Source organism: Huijunlia imazamoxiresistens (assembly GCF_037132455.1).
In the GTDB taxonomy this organism is placed as follows: Bacteria; Bacteroidota; Bacteroidia; order Chitinophagales; family Chitinophagaceae; genus Flavisolibacter; species Flavisolibacter imazamoxiresistens.
On the sequence record NZ_JBBBEI010000002.1, the window covers coordinates 385,839 to 400,451 of the forward strand.

Annotated in this window: 11 protein-coding genes; 1 reads left to right on the forward strand and 10 read right to left on the reverse strand. The window is 56.9% G+C overall.

Features of this window, described 5'->3' with window-relative positions; all coding sequences use genetic code 11:
• Nucleotides 1-77 precede the first annotated feature (77 nt).
• From V9K67_RS03455 to V9K67_RS03480, 6 genes are all read right to left on the reverse strand, one after another.
• On the reverse strand, nt 78-1,046 hold the full coding sequence (locus tag V9K67_RS03455; RefSeq protein ID WP_336720117.1) for a glycosyltransferase family 2 protein: 969 nt from the start codon (nt 1,044-1,046) through the stop codon (nt 78-80).
• Nucleotides 1,047-1,185: 139 nt separating this feature from the next.
• Nucleotides 1,186-3,873: a PAS domain S-box protein gene (locus tag V9K67_RS03460; protein WP_336720118.1), complete on the reverse strand. Its 2,688-nt coding sequence runs from the start codon at nt 3,871-3,873 to the stop codon at nt 1,186-1,188.
• A gap of 498 nt (nt 3,874-4,371) precedes the next feature.
• A complete protein-coding gene (locus V9K67_RS03465) occupies nt 4,372-5,037 on the reverse strand; it encodes a porin family protein (protein ID WP_336720119.1) in 666 nt (221 codons plus the stop codon).
• A gap of 36 nt (nt 5,038-5,073) precedes the next feature.
• Nucleotides 5,074-5,745 (reverse strand): YiaD family glycine zipper/OmpA-like lipoprotein, encoded by a 672-nt coding sequence (locus V9K67_RS03470; RefSeq protein WP_336720121.1) that lies wholly within the window; start codon nt 5,743-5,745, stop codon nt 5,074-5,076.
• A gap of 139 nt (nt 5,746-5,884) precedes the next feature.
• Entirely contained in the window at nt 5,885-6,415 is a 531-nt protein-coding gene (locus V9K67_RS03475; protein ID WP_336720122.1) for a hypothetical protein, read from the reverse strand.
• Nucleotides 6,416-6,665: 250 nt separating this feature from the next.
• Complete coding sequence (locus tag V9K67_RS03480; protein ID WP_336720123.1) at nt 6,666-7,439, reverse strand: hypothetical protein; 774 nt, start codon at nt 7,437-7,439, stop codon at nt 6,666-6,668.
• A gap of 291 nt (nt 7,440-7,730) precedes the next feature.
• Between V9K67_RS03480 and uvrA the strand changes: the two genes are divergently transcribed.
• Nucleotides 7,731-10,616 carry an excinuclease ABC subunit UvrA gene (gene uvrA / locus V9K67_RS03485; protein WP_336720125.1) on the forward strand — a complete coding sequence of 962 codons (2,886 nt, stop codon included), beginning with the start codon at nt 7,731-7,733 and terminating at the stop codon, nt 10,614-10,616.
• 136 nt (nt 10,617-10,752) lie between these two features.
• Here the strand turns inward: uvrA and V9K67_RS03490 are convergent, their stop codons facing one another.
• The 4 genes from V9K67_RS03490 to V9K67_RS03505 all read right to left on the reverse strand — a co-directional run bounded on the left by V9K67_RS03490 (nt 10,753) and on the right by V9K67_RS03505 (nt 14,512).
• A complete protein-coding gene (locus V9K67_RS03490; protein ID WP_336720127.1) occupies nt 10,753-11,100 on the reverse strand; it encodes a T9SS type A sorting domain-containing protein in 348 nt (115 codons plus the stop codon).
• Between the two features lie 205 nt (nt 11,101-11,305).
• A complete protein-coding gene (locus V9K67_RS03495; protein WP_336720128.1) occupies nt 11,306-11,752 on the reverse strand; it encodes a GNAT family N-acetyltransferase in 447 nt (148 codons plus the stop codon).
• Between the two features lie 9 nt (nt 11,753-11,761).
• Nucleotides 11,762-13,108: a M20/M25/M40 family metallo-hydrolase gene (locus tag V9K67_RS03500; protein ID WP_336720130.1), complete on the reverse strand. Its 1,347-nt coding sequence runs from the start codon at nt 13,106-13,108 to the stop codon at nt 11,762-11,764.
• A gap of 36 nt (nt 13,109-13,144) precedes the next feature.
• Nucleotides 13,145-14,512 (reverse strand): replication-associated recombination protein A, encoded by a 1,368-nt coding sequence (locus tag V9K67_RS03505; RefSeq protein ID WP_336720131.1) that lies wholly within the window; start codon nt 14,510-14,512, stop codon nt 13,145-13,147.
• Nucleotides 14,513-14,613 lie beyond the last annotated feature (101 nt).

A 14,613-nucleotide genomic window follows, 5' to 3' on the forward strand; every position in this document is an offset into this window, starting at 1 on the left:
ACGGATACCGAATAGCACAAGAGGCTGCCTGTTTTTCCAGGCAGCCTCTTTTTTTATCATTTCCAGGTAAATTCCGCTTAAACGGTGATCTCCAGGGGATGGGCGTCCTCGATCCTGGGGCGGTGCAGGTGGCGTACCTTGTAGGTTTTCTTGTTCTGCGACTCAAAATAAGTGCGGATGGCGATCTCGGCCAGGATGCCCAGGGTAATGAGCTGGATGCCGCCCAGCAGGAAGATCAGGCCCAGGATAAGGATGGGTTTACCCCAGATATCGTGCCCGAGGAGCTTCAGTACCAGCAGGTACAGGTTGATGATCAGGCCCAGGCCGAAGGAGGTGAAGCCCAGGGTGCCGAAGAGGTGCATGGGCTTTTGGATGTAGCGCCGCAGGAACACCATCAGCACCAAGTCGGACATCACCTTAAAGGTGCGGTTGATGCCGTATTTGCTTTTGCCAAAGCGGCGGGCATGGTGCTTGACATCCACCTGGGTGATGCGGGCGCCCTGGAGCTTGGCCAGCACGGGAATGAAGCGGTGCAGCTCGCCGTACAGGCCCAGGTCTTCGGCGATCTCGCGCCGGAACACCTTCAGGGTACAGCCGTAATCCTTGATATAGACGCCGGTCATGCGGCGGATGAGGGTATTGGCGATCTTGCTGGGAATTTTGCGCAGCACCACGCCGTCCTGGCGGTTCTTTCGGTTGCCGGCCACCACGTCCCAGTCCTCGCGCTTCAGCAGTTCCAGCATAAAGGGAATGTCGGTGGGATCGTTTTGCAGGTCGCCGTCCAGCATGGCGATGAACGCGCCGCGGGCATGGTCGATGCCGGCGGTCATGGCCGTGCTCTGGCCGTAATTTTTCCGCAGTTCCACCAGCACGGTGCGTTCGTCGGAAAACTCCAGGACCTTCTTGCGGGTGCGGTCGGTAGAACCGTCATCCACCAGAATGATCTCATATTCAAACTCGTGCAACGCACTGCGGACAGCTTCCAGTAACGGCTGAATATTCTCTTCTTCATTCATTACCGGAATTACAACGGATAATTCTATCATAGCAAAGGAAAGCCGCAAAGGTATTGGATTTGGCCAATAAGGGATTGGTTAATTGGTTAATTGGGATATTGGGTCTTGACGGTTCAACCGCTCCTCCTGATGCCCAATTAACAAATTAACCAATTCCCGAATTCCCGAATTAACCAATTCCTTCCTGCCCGTTCACCGCCAACTGCCCATCGGCCACTGCCGGCAGGTACACTTCGAAGGTGGCGCCCTGGCCGGGTTCGGACCGGGCCTGGATGGTGCCCCCGTGGTTTTGCACGATCTTCTTGCAGATGGCCAGGCCGATGCCGGTGCCGGAATATTCTTCCTTGGAATGCAGGCGCTGGAAGAGTTCGAAAATGCGGTCGGCATATTCCTGTTCGAAGCCGATGCCGTTGTCGCTGACGGAGATCCGGTAATAAGCGGTGGCGGAGTGGACCCGTTTGGTGGGGACGCTTTCGGGGGCCACCGGGGCGCAGGTGATATGGATAAAGGGGGCCGTGCCGGGCTGGCTGTACTTAATGGAGTTGCCGATAAGGTTTTCAAACAGCTGCTGCAGCTGGAAGGCCACGCCTTCCACCACCGGCAGGCGGTCTGCCTGGATAAGGGCTTCTTTTTCCTCGATGGCCGCGTGGAGGGTGGTCAGGGCGTTTTGCAGGGAGCTGTTCAGGTCCACGATGCCCTGGTGTTCCTTGGCTTCGCGGGCCCGGGAAAAGGACAGCAGGTCGCTGATGAGGCTGCGCATGCGGGAGGCGGCCACCTGCATGCGTTTCAGGTACACTTTGCCCGACTGCGACAGGCCTTCCTCGCGTTCCTCGATAAAGTTGCTGAAGGTCTGGATCTTGCGCAGCGGCTCCTGCAGGTCATGGCTGGCGATGTAGTTGAAGGAAGCCAGCTCCTCGTTGGAGTGCTGCAGCTCGATGTTCCGTTCGGTCAGTTCGCGGTTCAGTTCCAGGAGTTTTTCCTGGGCCTTTTTCAGCTCGGTAATGTCCACCGCCACGCCGATGATCTGCTCCACTTCGCCCCGGGCATTGCGTTTGAACACCGCTTCGCGGGTAAACTGGTAGCGGGTTTCGCCGCTTTTATGGACCATCTGGTATTCGAAGTCGAAGATGTCGTCGTCCTTTGCCTGTTGGAGGCGCTGGTGGTTTTGCAGCAGGTGGGTTATTTCGCCGGGCGGGTAGATGTGTTCCAGCAGGTTTTTTCCCAGCCGGGCCACTTCTTCCTCGCTGTAGCCGTGGATCTGCAGGGCCTGTTTGTTGGCGTACACATTGGTGAAGGTATTGAAGTCGAACACATAGATGGCATTTGGCGCCATGTCGGTGATGTGGCGGTTAAAGGCTTCGCTTTCCCGCAGGGCGGTGATCTTAAGTTCCAGTTCGCGGTTCAGCCGCTTCAGTTCGAGGTTGGCCTGGATCTTTTCGGTCACGTCGTGGATCATGATCAGCAGGCCCATGCTGTTGCCGTCGGCGTTTTTCAGGGGGATATAGCTGAATTCGGCCACCCGGCAGCCTTCCATGTAGGGCTGCTCTTTTTTGTAGGTGGCCAGGCCTTCCTGCAGGGCCGCCTGAATATATTCCCAGCGTTTATCTTCCTTTACAAAGGAAAACACCTCCAGCAGGTGGCGGCCGATCACTTCATCCTTCTTCAGGCCGAACTGTTCTTCGCAGGCTTTGTTCCAGATGGTGTAGCGCATCTGGGTGTCGATCACGGCGATCATGCTGACGCTGCTTTCCACGAGGGCTTCCGACAGTTCGGTCCGTTGCTGCAGTTGCTGCTTCAGCAAAAATTCTTCGGTAATGTCCTGTACGGTGCCGATGCCGGTTTTTTCGCCCATTTCGTTTTTAAAGAACCAGCTCACGGCCCGGAAGAAGCGTTCCTGGCCGTTTTTGCGCTGGGCACGGAATTCCTTGACGAGCTTTTCTTCCGAGGAGGCCGGGGCGGGGGGGAGCAGGCTTTCTTCGCCGGAAGCGAGTTCGTGGGGCAGGATGCGGGCCATCAGGTCTTTGCGGAAGGCATCGCGTTCGTCCGGTTCGTAGCCGAACAGGCGGAACAGGTTGTCGGAGCACAGCACTTCGTTGCCGGCGGCATCCCATTTCCAGGAGCCCAGGCGGGCGGCCTGTTCGCCATAAGCGAAGAGCCGGTTGGTCTTGCGTTGCTCTTCTTCGGCCAGTTTGCTTTGCTGCAGGTATTTATCCGACAGCTTCAGCTGGCGGGTGAGGCGGGTGAAGGCGGCAATGATGATGGCCAGGGCCAGCAGGGTCAGGATGATGCTGTAGATGGGGGTGGTGAAAATATAGTGTTGGCTGGTTTTTGTGCGCTCTTTCAGGAGCTTTTCTTCCAGGGCCACCATGATCCTCATTTCGTTTTCCACCGCCAGCATGGTCAGCCGGCTGTGGTGCAGGGCCTCGCGGAAGCTGCGGTCACCGTTGTGGTTGTGCTGCTGCAGCTTGATGACTTCGTCGAGGGCCTGGAGGCGGAGGTTGACCCGCTTTTCCAGCTCCCGGGCGTTTGCCTGTTGTTCGGCATTGTCCGCTACCTGGGAGTGGATATACAGGAGCTGGTGCTGGATGCTTTTATTGTTGGCCCTGTAGTTAATGAGGTAGGAAGGTTCGTTGGTGAGCAGGAAGCCGCGTTGTTCGGCCTGGGCTTCTTTCAGCATGCCCACGATATCCGACAGGGCCAGGCGCACCTCGTTGGACTGGTTGACGAGGGTGGCGGCCCGGTGCATGTTGTGGATCCGGGTCAGGAGCAGGACCGACAGGCACAGGAGCAGCAGGACGGCGAGGAAAAACACGGTCCGTAGCGGTACTGTTTTGATATGAAGCGTTGCGGCAGGCATAAGGGAATTCAGTTAAGGGCATTGGTTTTAGTCGGGTCAAAGCTGCCTGTGAAAGGGGCTGCCGGAAAGGGAGCAGGTCTTCCATCGGGTGAGGGTCCGGGGGGCGTGCGGGTCAGCAGGTTTGTTCTTCAAAAGAGGGACCAGTTCCGGGAAGATCCTTTCGGGTAAACGGAAATGGGGGTTTTTCGGGGCTTCCGACAAAGCACTATGGCAAAAGATCATTTTCATATTCCGGTAAGCGTTTATCGTTATTGCCTGCAAGCAGGAAGCAAATCAAAAATAACGATAAAAAAAATCTTTTTTACGACTAAAAGTTAGGGGTAGGGGGTAGGGATACAAGGGGAAAAAGGAATAGGTGATAGGGGTAAATGCCTAGTTTTGGGAAAAGCCGGGAGCGCTTGCGGGGAAAGAACCGGAAGGAGGGAAAAGCATAAAGGCCTGTTACCAGGCCTTTATGTAGGGGAAGCGGAGCCGGGAGTACCTCCCGGTCCTGTAAGCTTAGAAGCGGTATCCCAGCGAAATACCCCAACCGGTGTTGCGGAAGTTGATATTGTCGCCGCCAAGGTTCTCGGGGATTTTGGGGTTGATGTCCGTCAGGCCCAACTGGGCGTTTAACTGGAAGGACAGCCTGTTGGCGAATTCGTAACCCGCCAGGAAGTTGGCACCGGCATCCATACGTCTGTACTGGGGCTGCGGGTTGGTCAGAGACACTTCATATTCATTGGTGAACTTGATGTCCATTTCATCACCATCCGAATCTTTTTGCTTGCCGCTGATTCCAAAACCGACATAGGGGCCAAAGCCCAGCACCATATTCCCGGTTCCTACCACAGGTTTATAGATCAGGTTTACCGGAATTTCAACATAGGAAATCTTTGTTTCCGATTTGTTTTCCCATTTGGCGCCTTTAACCGAATACAAGGCGCCCGGTTGGATATAGGTGCCGGTACCCACGGGGATCTCTACGTTGATACCTGCATGGAAAGCGGTCAGCAGGTCATTTTTCAGTTTATCGTCGTCAGCGTCTTTACCGTTGATGTTCTGGAAGTTTACGCCGGCGCGGATGCCGAAGGTGGTGCGGCCGGCATTGGCCGTCATTTCCTGGGCGAAGAGGGGGGAGCTGCAGAGGGCTGCCAGCGCGAAACTGAGCATTTGCTTTTTCATAAATCGACTTTTTGATTCGTAATGGGTTTTGAGGTTTTATTGGCCAGCTTCTTTTTTAGCTTCCTGTACCATTTTCTCGTTGGCGGTGATCACAAATTCCACGCGACGGTTTTCCGCACGGTTGGCATCGGTGTCGTTGGCCACTTTGGGATCGCTTTCGCCCTTGCCCAGAGTGGTGATGCGGGCGCTGCTGATACCTTTGCCTTTCAGGAAGGTAGCCACGGAAGCGGCTCTTTTTTCCGACAGGGTCTGGTTGTAGGCATCGGTACCTTTATCGTCGGTATGGCCGATGATTTCGATATTGGTATCGGGGTAGCGCTGCAGCACTTCGGTCAGCTTGGTGAGGCCGTTCTGCGAGTTGGCGCCGAGGTCGGCGCTGTTGAAGCCGAACAGGATTTTTTCCTTGAATTCCACCACGATGCCTTCGCCTACGCGTTTTACTTCGGCATCGCCCAGTACTTTCTTCATTTCTTCAGCCTGCTTGTCCATTTTGCGACCGATCACTGCGCCGGTAGTACCGCCGACAGCGGCACCGATAATGGCTCCCATAGCCGTATTTCCAAGAGATCTTCCAATGACACCGCCAATAGCGCCGCCGCCGGCGGCACCGATTACTGCTCCTTTTTGAGAGCGATTCATGCTGCTGCACCCGGAGGCCAGGAAGCCTACCGCGGCCAGAATGATGGCAAATTGCCTGATTGTCTTCATCGTAAAAAAATTTAGGTTGGGGTTTTCAAACTTTATACCATGTTGTTGGACGTGGATAAATTCTTAAGGGTTGCGTTGCGATTTGCAATTTTTGTCATCTTTATGCGTTGCAGGCCGTTAAGGTCTGCCATCCTGCGGGTCAGGCCGTGAGATTTTTCATGAGCCAGTCGGCCGCAGAAACTGCCTTAAGCTCCACCGTTACCTGAGCTGCAATTTTGTCCTGAATGTGTTGCAGGTAATGGCTTACGGTTTCTCCTTCGAGGCATTCTTCTTCGGTTGTGCCTAATTGTTTGATGGTGCCGGCGATTTTGTCGCTTCCGAAATGTTTCAGCAGCGGCTCATCCAGGGAAGAAAAGAACAGGGCTTCCCGAAGGTCAAACTGCTGCAGGAACTCCAGTTCGCGGGCACGCAGCGGATAGTGTTCGGCAAAGACCAGCGGCCGGTTTTGCATCGGGTGGTGGGGCGCCTGGCGGGTAAGGAAAACATTTTCTACCGGCAGCCCGTAAAACGAAAAAGCGATCGTCAGCTTTTCGTACGTTTCTTCGAACCAGGCCACGAAGGCGGTATTCTTATCTTTTTCGTACTGCAGCCGGCATTGTTCCCATTTTACTTTTTCACTCACCCAGATCTTGTCCCATATCCTCGTGTCATCTGTTGGCGCATGGAGCATAAAAAAGATTTTTACTAATATACTAATCCAACGCTTGATTCATAGTATTAAGATTCTATGACCAGATAGCTGTAGTGGGGTTTAGGAGCGAAGCTGACTTTTTTTGTTCTGCCCTGCAGTTGCAAGCGGCTATTAACCAATGACCAATGACCCTTGACCTATGCCTAAAAAAATAGGGACTGCACGAATGCAGTCCCTGCCCTTGTATGCAAATGAAAATGAGAACTAAGCGAATTCAACCCATCGCTCCTTACTGCTGCGGGGCCGGTTGTTGCGGCTGCTGCGGCTGTTGGGGCTGTTGAGGGTTGGTAGGTTGTTGCGGACTGGTAGGATCCTGGGGATTGAACGGCTGCTGACCAGGCTGCACATTTTGCTGCTGGTTGGTGCTGTCCTGTTGCGTGTTCATCTGTTGGTCCACAGGAATATTTTTCGATCCGGTGTACACGACCAGCTTGGTCTTGATCTTGGTACCGGTATTCTTATTCTTTATTTTCAGCTCCTTCTCGCCTTTGTCGTATTTCACCTTGGTGTTGGTTACGTCGTCCTTGATCTTGGTGTCCTGGGCGGCATTGTTGCTGATGCTGCTCATGGTGAATACGGAAGCGGGGTTGGCATCGTTGAAGGGCAGGCCCAGCGCGATGTTCAGGGTGTTGGTCGCTTCGTCAAAGATCAGGGTGCCTTCAGGGATCTGTTTGCCGGATTCTGTTTTCTGGGTGAGGATGCGGTAGGTGGAAGGCGATCTTTTCAGGTAGCCTTTGATGGTGCCCTGGGGCAGGCCGCTGATCCAGATCATGCCCTTGTTCACCGAATCCAGGGTGATGGTCACGGTGCTGGCCGCTTCATCGGCATTGCCGGTGTTGCTCACCTGGAACGTACCAATGGCCGGGAAGGTTTTTTCCATAGTTAAGGGTGCCGGCATTTGTTGCAGCTGGTACTTGGCCCGGATGGAATCCACGGTAGACTGGGCATTAACCGATACGCTGAATGCCATTGCAGCAGCGGCTAACAAGATGGTAGGTTTCATACATTCAAATTATTTTGTGAAGAAATTGCTTTTGCCCCTTATTACACAATATTGTGCCAAAAACCGTTTCAGTGGTGAAAGTCTGCGTTTCAGAAGTTTGCGGGTTTACAGGTTTGGGGGTTTACGAGTTCGTTGGAAAACAGCATTTTACCCCTGTCCGGCAGCCCTCGGCCGCCCCTTTTCTTTCCTTCTTGTTAATTAATACGTCGGCGGCGGCAGCAGGGCCTGTGAACGCGTGAACTTGTGAACTTTGGAACCTACCTTTGCACCCTCAGATTTTGAGGAAAATACATGGAAAAAAAAGATTTGAAAAATGGAGCGGAACCGGTTGCTCCTGAAGAGGTTATAGAGGTGTTAGGCGCCCGTGAGCATAATTTAAAAAATATTGATATATCCATTCCGAAAAATAAGCTGGTGGTCATTACCGGCATCAGCGGCAGCGGCAAGTCGTCCCTGGCCTTTGATACCATTTATGCCGAAGGTCAGCGCCGCTACATGGAAACCTTCGGTGCCTATGCCCGCCAGTTCATGGGCGAGATGGAACGGCCCGACGTGGACCAGATCACGGGCCTTTCGCCGGTGATCTCCATCGAGCAGAAGACCACCAACAAAAACCCCCGCTCTACGGTGGGTACCGTCACCGAGGTGTACGACTTCCTGCGCCTGCTGTTTGCCCGCGCCAGCGAGGCCTATTCGTACAATACCGGCAAAAAGATGGTGAAATGGAGCGAGGACGAGATCGTCCAGAACATCTTCCAGCGCTTCGACGGCAAAAAGCTCAGCATCCTGGCCCCCCTGGTGCGCGGGCGCAAGGGCCACTACCGCGAGCTGTTTGAAGAAGTGCGCAAAAAAGGCTTTTTGAAAGTACGCGTGGACGGGGAGATCAAGGACCTGGCGCCCAAGATGCAGGTGGACCGCTACAAGATCCACGACATCGAGCTGGTGGTGGACCGCCTGAAGGTGGCCAAGGACATGCGTACCCGCATCAGCCAGAGCGTGCAGCAGGCCCTGAAGCTGGGCAAAGACCTGATGTTCGTGATGCACGAGGATGCCGCCGGCAAAACAGGGGAGGCTTCTTACAGCCGCCAGCTGATGTGCGAAACGACGGGCATTTCCTATGAAGAGCCCTCGCCCAACTCGTTTTCCTTTAACTCGCCCTACGGCGCCTGCCCGGTCTGCAAGGGCCTCGGCCAGGTGTACAGCATCAGCATGGAGGCTGTCATCCCCGACGATAGCCTCAGCATCAACGAGGGCGCCATCGCCCCCCTGGGCGCCGAACGCGACGCCCACATCTTCCGCCAGGTGCAAACCCTGTCGCGCCGCCATAAGTTCAAGCTCGATAAGCCGATCCGCGACCTGCCCGAAAAGGTCATGAACCTGCTGCTCTACGGCACCGAAGAAGCCACGGGCGCCGAACTGCAGTTCGACGACGAGCAGATTACCGAACCCGTCAATGGCGAGTTTGAAGGGGTGGTCACCCTGGTGAAGCGCTGGTTTGCCTCCAGCACCAGCGAAGCCATCCAGCGCTGGGCCGAAGGCTTTATGGAGCTGAGCACCTGCCCGACCTGCTCCGGCACCCGCCTGAAGAAGGAAAGCCTGTGGTTCAAGGTGGATGAAAAAAATATTTCGGAGCTCAGTGAGCTCGACCTGGTGCAGCTGATGAAATGGTTTACCGGCATCGAAAAGCGCCTGAGCGAAAAGCAAAAGGTCATTGCCCGCGAGATCATCAAAGAAATCCGCGAACGCCTGCAGTTCCTGCTCGACGTGGGCCTGACCTACCTGTCGCTGAACCGGGCCACCCGCACCCTCAGCGGCGGCGAATCGCAGCGCATCCGCCTGGCCACCCAGATCGGCTCGCAGCTGCAGGGCATCACCTACATCCTCGACGAGCCTTCCATCGGCCTGCACCAGCGCGACAACCACCGCCTGATCAAGGCGCTGCAGAACCTGCGCGATATCGGCAACAGCGTGCTGGTGGTGGAGCACGACAAAGACATTATGCTGGCCGCCGACCACCTGGTGGACGTAGGGCCCAAGGCCGGCTACCACGGCGGCCGGATCATGGCACAGGGCACCCCCGCCGAGGTGCTCCGGAGCAATACCCTTACCGCCTCCTTCCTCAATGGCGAGCGGGAGATAGCAGTACCCAAGGAGCGCCGGCCGGGCAACGGCAAATTCATCAAGCTGCACGGCGCTACCGGCCACAACCTCAAAAACGTGGACGGCGTGTTCCCGCTGGCCAAGTTCATCGTGGTGACCGGCGTCAGCGGCAGCGGCAAGTCCACCCTGATCACCGACACGCTTTACCCCCTGCTGTCGCAGCACGCCTACGGCTCGCGGGTGTCGCCCATGCCGTACGCGTCCATCAGCGGCCTGGAGCACGTGGACAAGGTGATCGAGATCGACCAGTCGCCCATCGGCCGTACGCCCCGCAGCAACCCGGCCACGTATTGCGGCTTCTTTACCGAGATCCGCACCCTGTTCGCCTCGCTGCCCGAAGCCAAGATCCGGGGCTACAATGCCGGCCGCTTTTCGTTCAACGTCAAAAGCGGGCGCTGCGAGGTCTGCGAAGGCAGCGGCATGCGCACCATCGAAATGAACTTCCTGCCCGACGTGTACGTGCACTGCGAGAAATGCAACGGCAAGCGCTACAACCGCGAAACCCTGGAGATCCGCTACAAGGGCAAGTCCATTTCCGACGTGCTGGACCTGACGGTGGAGGAAGCGGTGGAATTCTTCCAGAGCGTGCCCTTCCTGTACCGCAAGATCAAGGTGCTGGAGGATGTAGGCCTGGGCTATATCACCCTGGGACAGTCGGCCGTGACCCTGAGCGGGGGGGAGGCCCAGCGGGTGAAGCTGGCCACCGAGCTGGCGAAGAAGGATACCGGTAAAACGTTCTATATCCTGGACGAGCCCACCACCGGCCTGCACTTTGAAGACATCCACCACCTCCTGGAGGTGCTGAACAAGCTGGTGGACCGCGGCAACACCGTGCTGGTGATCGAGCACAACCTCGATGTGATCAAGGTGGCCGACCACGTCATCGACCTGGGTCCTGAAGGTGGCGCCGGCGGCGGCGAGATCTTATTCGAAGGCACGCCCGAAGGCCTGCTGAAGGTGAAGAAAAGCCATACCGGCAAGTTTTTGAAAGACGAATTGAAGCCGGCGAAGAAATAGGGATTTTAAATGAGGGCGCAGGCCCTAAACGATACGATCAGGGCGTTACCGGAGAACCGGCAACGCCCTGACTTTTTATGGTAACCAGACAAACAAACAAGCAAACAACGAACGCGTAAACTTGTAAACCCGCAAACTATTTAATGGCAATCCTGCCCTGTTCGATGCTTTCGTTGTTTTCAAAAACATCGTAGGTATACAGCCCTTTGGGCAGGCCGGTGATGGTCTTTTTTTGTTTGCCTTTCAGCAGGGAATGGTGTACCAGCCTGCCATCGAGGTCGAACACGTAAAAGAACAGCAATTTTTTTCCGTGGGTGAGCACGGTCAGCGTGCCCTTGGCCAGGGTGCCGGGGATGATCTTTATCCGGGCTTTTGCCGGCGCTATGGTTGCGGAAGGGGTGGGCAGCAGGGAGGCGGCCGTTGCCGGCAGCGAAGTGGCGCCCAGGAGGGCCGCCAACAGCAGGGAAGTAAAGAGCTTTTTCATGACAAGTGTAGTTAGTGGTTTTACAGGTTTTCTTCAGGAATTCCGGATAGATAGCTTAAAGATAGCAAAGGAAATCCAGGAGACATAGAGGGCTTTTACTCTTTTTGGGGCAGTAAGCAATATTCTTAGGAGCTGGTAGGGTTCGGAACCCTGGGAGGTCGTTGGCGCGCGAAAAGCCGTTACCAGGGTTCCGAACCCTTTCCCCTCAGGGACGGCGCATGTAAATGTGCTCGATGCCGTCCTCCAGGTACACTTCGCTGGTGCGGCGGAAGCCGAAGCCTTCGTAGAATTTTTGCAGGTACAGCTGGGCGCCGATGGTGACCGGCACGCTGCCGAACAGCTCGCCAAGGCGGTCCAGCGCCTGCTGCAGCAGTTTGGCGCCCAGGCCCCGGCCACGGAACGAAGGCGACGACACCACCCGCCCGATGGAGGCCTCGGGATAGCTGACGCCGGGCGGAAGGATCCGGCAATAAGCCCCCAGCTTACCTTCCAGGGCGCCCAGTAAATGGTAGCAGTGGGGGTCCTTGCCATCGGCATCGAGGTATACGCAGTGTTGTTCCACCACGAACACCTCGCTGCGCAATTGCAGCAGGGCGTACAGCTCGTGGGGGTTCAGTTCGTCGAATCGCTTCAGTTGCCAGTGGATCTGCATGGCGCAAAGTTAACGGGCCACGGCCGGAATAACGGGCAGGCTTTCATTGCCGCTTTCGTTCACCGATTGCACCGCAAAGAAGTAATTGTCCTTGGAATAGGGAAGGGTAAGAGCGTTCTGCGGGGTATAGAACTTTTTCTGCCAGACCGGCGAGGTGGTTTCCCGCAGCAGCACGTAATATCCTTTTACTTTTCCGGCTGCGGGCGCTTTCCAGCGCAGGGAGGTGGCGTTGCTCAAGGTTTTTACCTCGATCTGCACCTCCGCGGGCACTGCCGGGGCCTTGGCCAGGTTGGACAGGGTGGCCAGGTTCAGGGCGGTATTCTTGCGCAGGTATTCGAAGTCCATGAACTGGGGCAGGTCGCCGTACTGGATGCCGCCTTCCTGGCGAACGTCCTGGTGCTGGTGGTGGAAGTTCTCGTTCATCTCGGTCAGGCGTACGGCGGCAAAGCCGTTCTCCACGAAGGGCGAATGGTCGCCGCCGCGCAGGAAGCGGTCGTTGCGGTAGACCAGCACCACCTGCAGGTTGTCCACGTAGCGTTCGCCGGTTTCCTTCACGTAGCGGGCCAGCTGGCGGGCCTTGCCGTCGTTTTCGGTGCCCAGCTGCCGGATGGAGCGGGCGGCTTTCTCGAGCTCGTAGAGCGGCAGGCCTTCGCTGAAGACGCGCACCTGGGTATTGTTGATGATGTTGGTTTCGTTGCTGTTGTTGCTGCCGATGATGTCGTTGTTCAACACGGCTTCGATGGGGCGGCCCTCTTTGCGGGCCTTACCGGCCATATAGGTGGCGCCCAGCAGGCCCTGCTCCTCGCCGCTGAAGGCTACGAACTGCACGGTGGCCGAAAAGGCGTGCCGGCTCATGATCCGGGCGCATTCCAGCAGGGCGGCCACGCCGCTGGCGTCGTCGTTGGCGCCGGGGGCATCGCCCGTACGGTCCATGACGCTGGTGCGCATGTTATCGAGGTGCGCGCTGATGATAAAAATGCGGTTGTCGGCCCCATCGGTGCCCCGGAGGGTGGCGACCACGTTGCCCAGGTTGATGGGTGTATCCACCCGCTTGCCGTCGGGCAGGTATCGGGTACTGTCCATAAGGGCGGTCAGGCGCCCGTTCGACTGCCGCGCAAAGCGCTGGAACTGCTGCTGCACCCACAGGCGGGCGGCGCCGATGCCCCGGCGCGGGTCCACCTGGGTGCTCAGGGTATTGCGGGTACCGAAGCCCACAAGGGCCTGCACGTAGGCGCGCAGCGAATCGGCCGATACCTCCTGTACCATGCCTTCGATCTGGGGGTCGCGTTGGACCAGCACCTGGGCGCGGGAGGAAAGGGTGCTAACGGACAGAACAAGGAGCAAAAGCTTTTTCATGATCGCCATTTTAAGTCAGATGCGTGGCAACTGTGATCAATAATCGTACTTATCCTTCCAGAGGTTGCGCAGGTACCGGCGCAGCTCCTCCTCGCGGGCATTTTTTCCCGGGTCGTAAAACTTCGTGCCGGCAAGGGGCGCGGGTAGAAATTCCTGCTCGGTGAAATTGCCTTCGAAGTCGTGGGCATATTTGTAGTTCTTGCCGTAGTCCAGCTTTTTCATCAGGCCGGTGGGGGCGTTGCGGATGTGCAGCGGCACCGGCAGGTCGCCGTAGCGGGCCACGGCGGCCAGGGCTTCGCCGATGGCCACGTAGGAGGCGTTGCTTTTGGGCGAGGAAGCCAGGTAGGTGGCGCATTGCGCCAGGATGATGCGGGCCTCGGGGTAGCCGATCTTGTTCACCGCGTCGAAGGTGGCGTTGGCCAGCAGCAGGGCGTTGGGGTTGGCATTGCTGATGTCCTCGCTGGCGAAGATTACCATGCGGCGGGCAATGAACTTGACGTCCTCGCCGCCCTCCACCATCCGCGCCAGCCAGTAGATGGCGCCATTGGGGTCGCTGCCGCGCATGGACTTGATAAAAGCCGAAATGATGTCGTAATGCTGTTCGCCGCTTTTGTCGTACATGGCAATGCGCTGCTGGGCGATCTCCAGCACGCGGGCATCGGTGACCACAACAGGCTCTCCTGCCTCCTCAAGGGAGGGAGCTTCGGGGCTGGCCGGCGGCGCGCTGAAGAGGGTGCCGGCCTGGGGGGCCGGGCTGGGGCCGGGGACGGCTTCGGCTCCGCCGGGCGACAGGATGGAAACCACCAGTTCCAGCAGGTTGAGGAGCTTGCGGCCGTCGCCGCCCGACAGGGTGAGGAGGGCCTTGGTTTCCTGGAGCTGCACGTTCTTCGAGCGCAGCCAGGCGTCCTGCCGGATGGCTTTTTGCAGCAGTCCCTCCATGTCTTCTTCGGTCAGGGCCTTCAGTACGTATACCTGGCAGCGGCTGAGCAAGGCGCTGTTCACTTCAAAGGAAGGGTTTTCGGTGGTGGCACCGATAAGAGTGACGGTGCCTTTTTCCACGGCGCCCAGCAGGGCATCCTGCTGGCCTTTGTTGAAGCGGTGGATCTCGTCGATAAATAAGATGGTGCCGGTAGTGCGCTGGGCCTGCTGGATCACTTCGCGGACTTCCTTCACCCCCGCGCTGATGGCGCTGAGGGTAAAGAAGGGGGCATGCAGGGTATTGGCAATGATATGCGCAATAGTGGTTTTGCCGGTGCCGGGCGGTCCCCACAGGATCATGGAGGGGATCCGGCCCTGTTCGATGGCGGTTCGCAGGATGCTGCCCTTCCCGGTAAGGTGCTGCTGGCCGGTCAGGTCGTCTAAGGCACGTGGCCGCAGCCGTTCGGCTAATGGAGTTGCATTCACACCTGAAAAGTAGGAAAAAAGTTTACGCGTTTACGCGTTAGTTCCTGAGTTCCTATGTTCCTAGTTCGGTTCCTTCCCAATTCCCAATTAACCAATTAACC

Excerpts from the sequence above, each read along its gene's own strand:
- V9K67_RS03465 (WP_336720119.1), bottom strand. The coding sequence starts at position 5,037 with ATGAAAAAGCAAATGCTCAGTTTCGCGCTGGCAGCCCTCTGCAGCTCC.
- V9K67_RS03480 (WP_336720123.1), bottom strand. The coding sequence starts at position 7,439 with ATGAAACCTACCATCTTGTTAGCCGCTGCTGCAATGGCATTCAGCGTA.
- uvrA (WP_336720125.1), top strand. The coding sequence starts at position 7,731 with ATGGAAAAAAAAGATTTGAAAAATGGAGCGGAACCGGTTGCTCCTGAA.
- V9K67_RS03460 (WP_336720118.1), bottom strand. The coding sequence starts at position 3,873 with ATGCCTGCCGCAACGCTTCATATCAAAACAGTACCGCTACGGACCGTG.
- V9K67_RS03490 (WP_336720127.1), bottom strand. The coding sequence starts at position 11,100 with ATGAAAAAGCTCTTTACTTCCCTGCTGTTGGCGGCCCTCCTGGGCGCC.
- V9K67_RS03455 (WP_336720117.1), bottom strand. The coding sequence starts at position 1,046 with ATGATAGAATTATCCGTTGTAATTCCGGTAATGAATGAAGAAGAGAAT.
- V9K67_RS03475 (WP_336720122.1), bottom strand. The coding sequence starts at position 6,415 with ATGCTCCATGCGCCAACAGATGACACGAGGATATGGGACAAGATCTGG.
- V9K67_RS03495 (WP_336720128.1), bottom strand. The coding sequence starts at position 11,752 with ATGCAGATCCACTGGCAACTGAAGCGATTCGACGAACTGAACCCCCAC.
- V9K67_RS03470 (WP_336720121.1), bottom strand. The coding sequence starts at position 5,745 with ATGAAGACAATCAGGCAATTTGCCATCATTCTGGCCGCGGTAGGCTTC.
- V9K67_RS03500 (WP_336720130.1), bottom strand. The coding sequence starts at position 13,108 with ATGAAAAAGCTTTTGCTCCTTGTTCTGTCCGTTAGCACCCTTTCCTCC.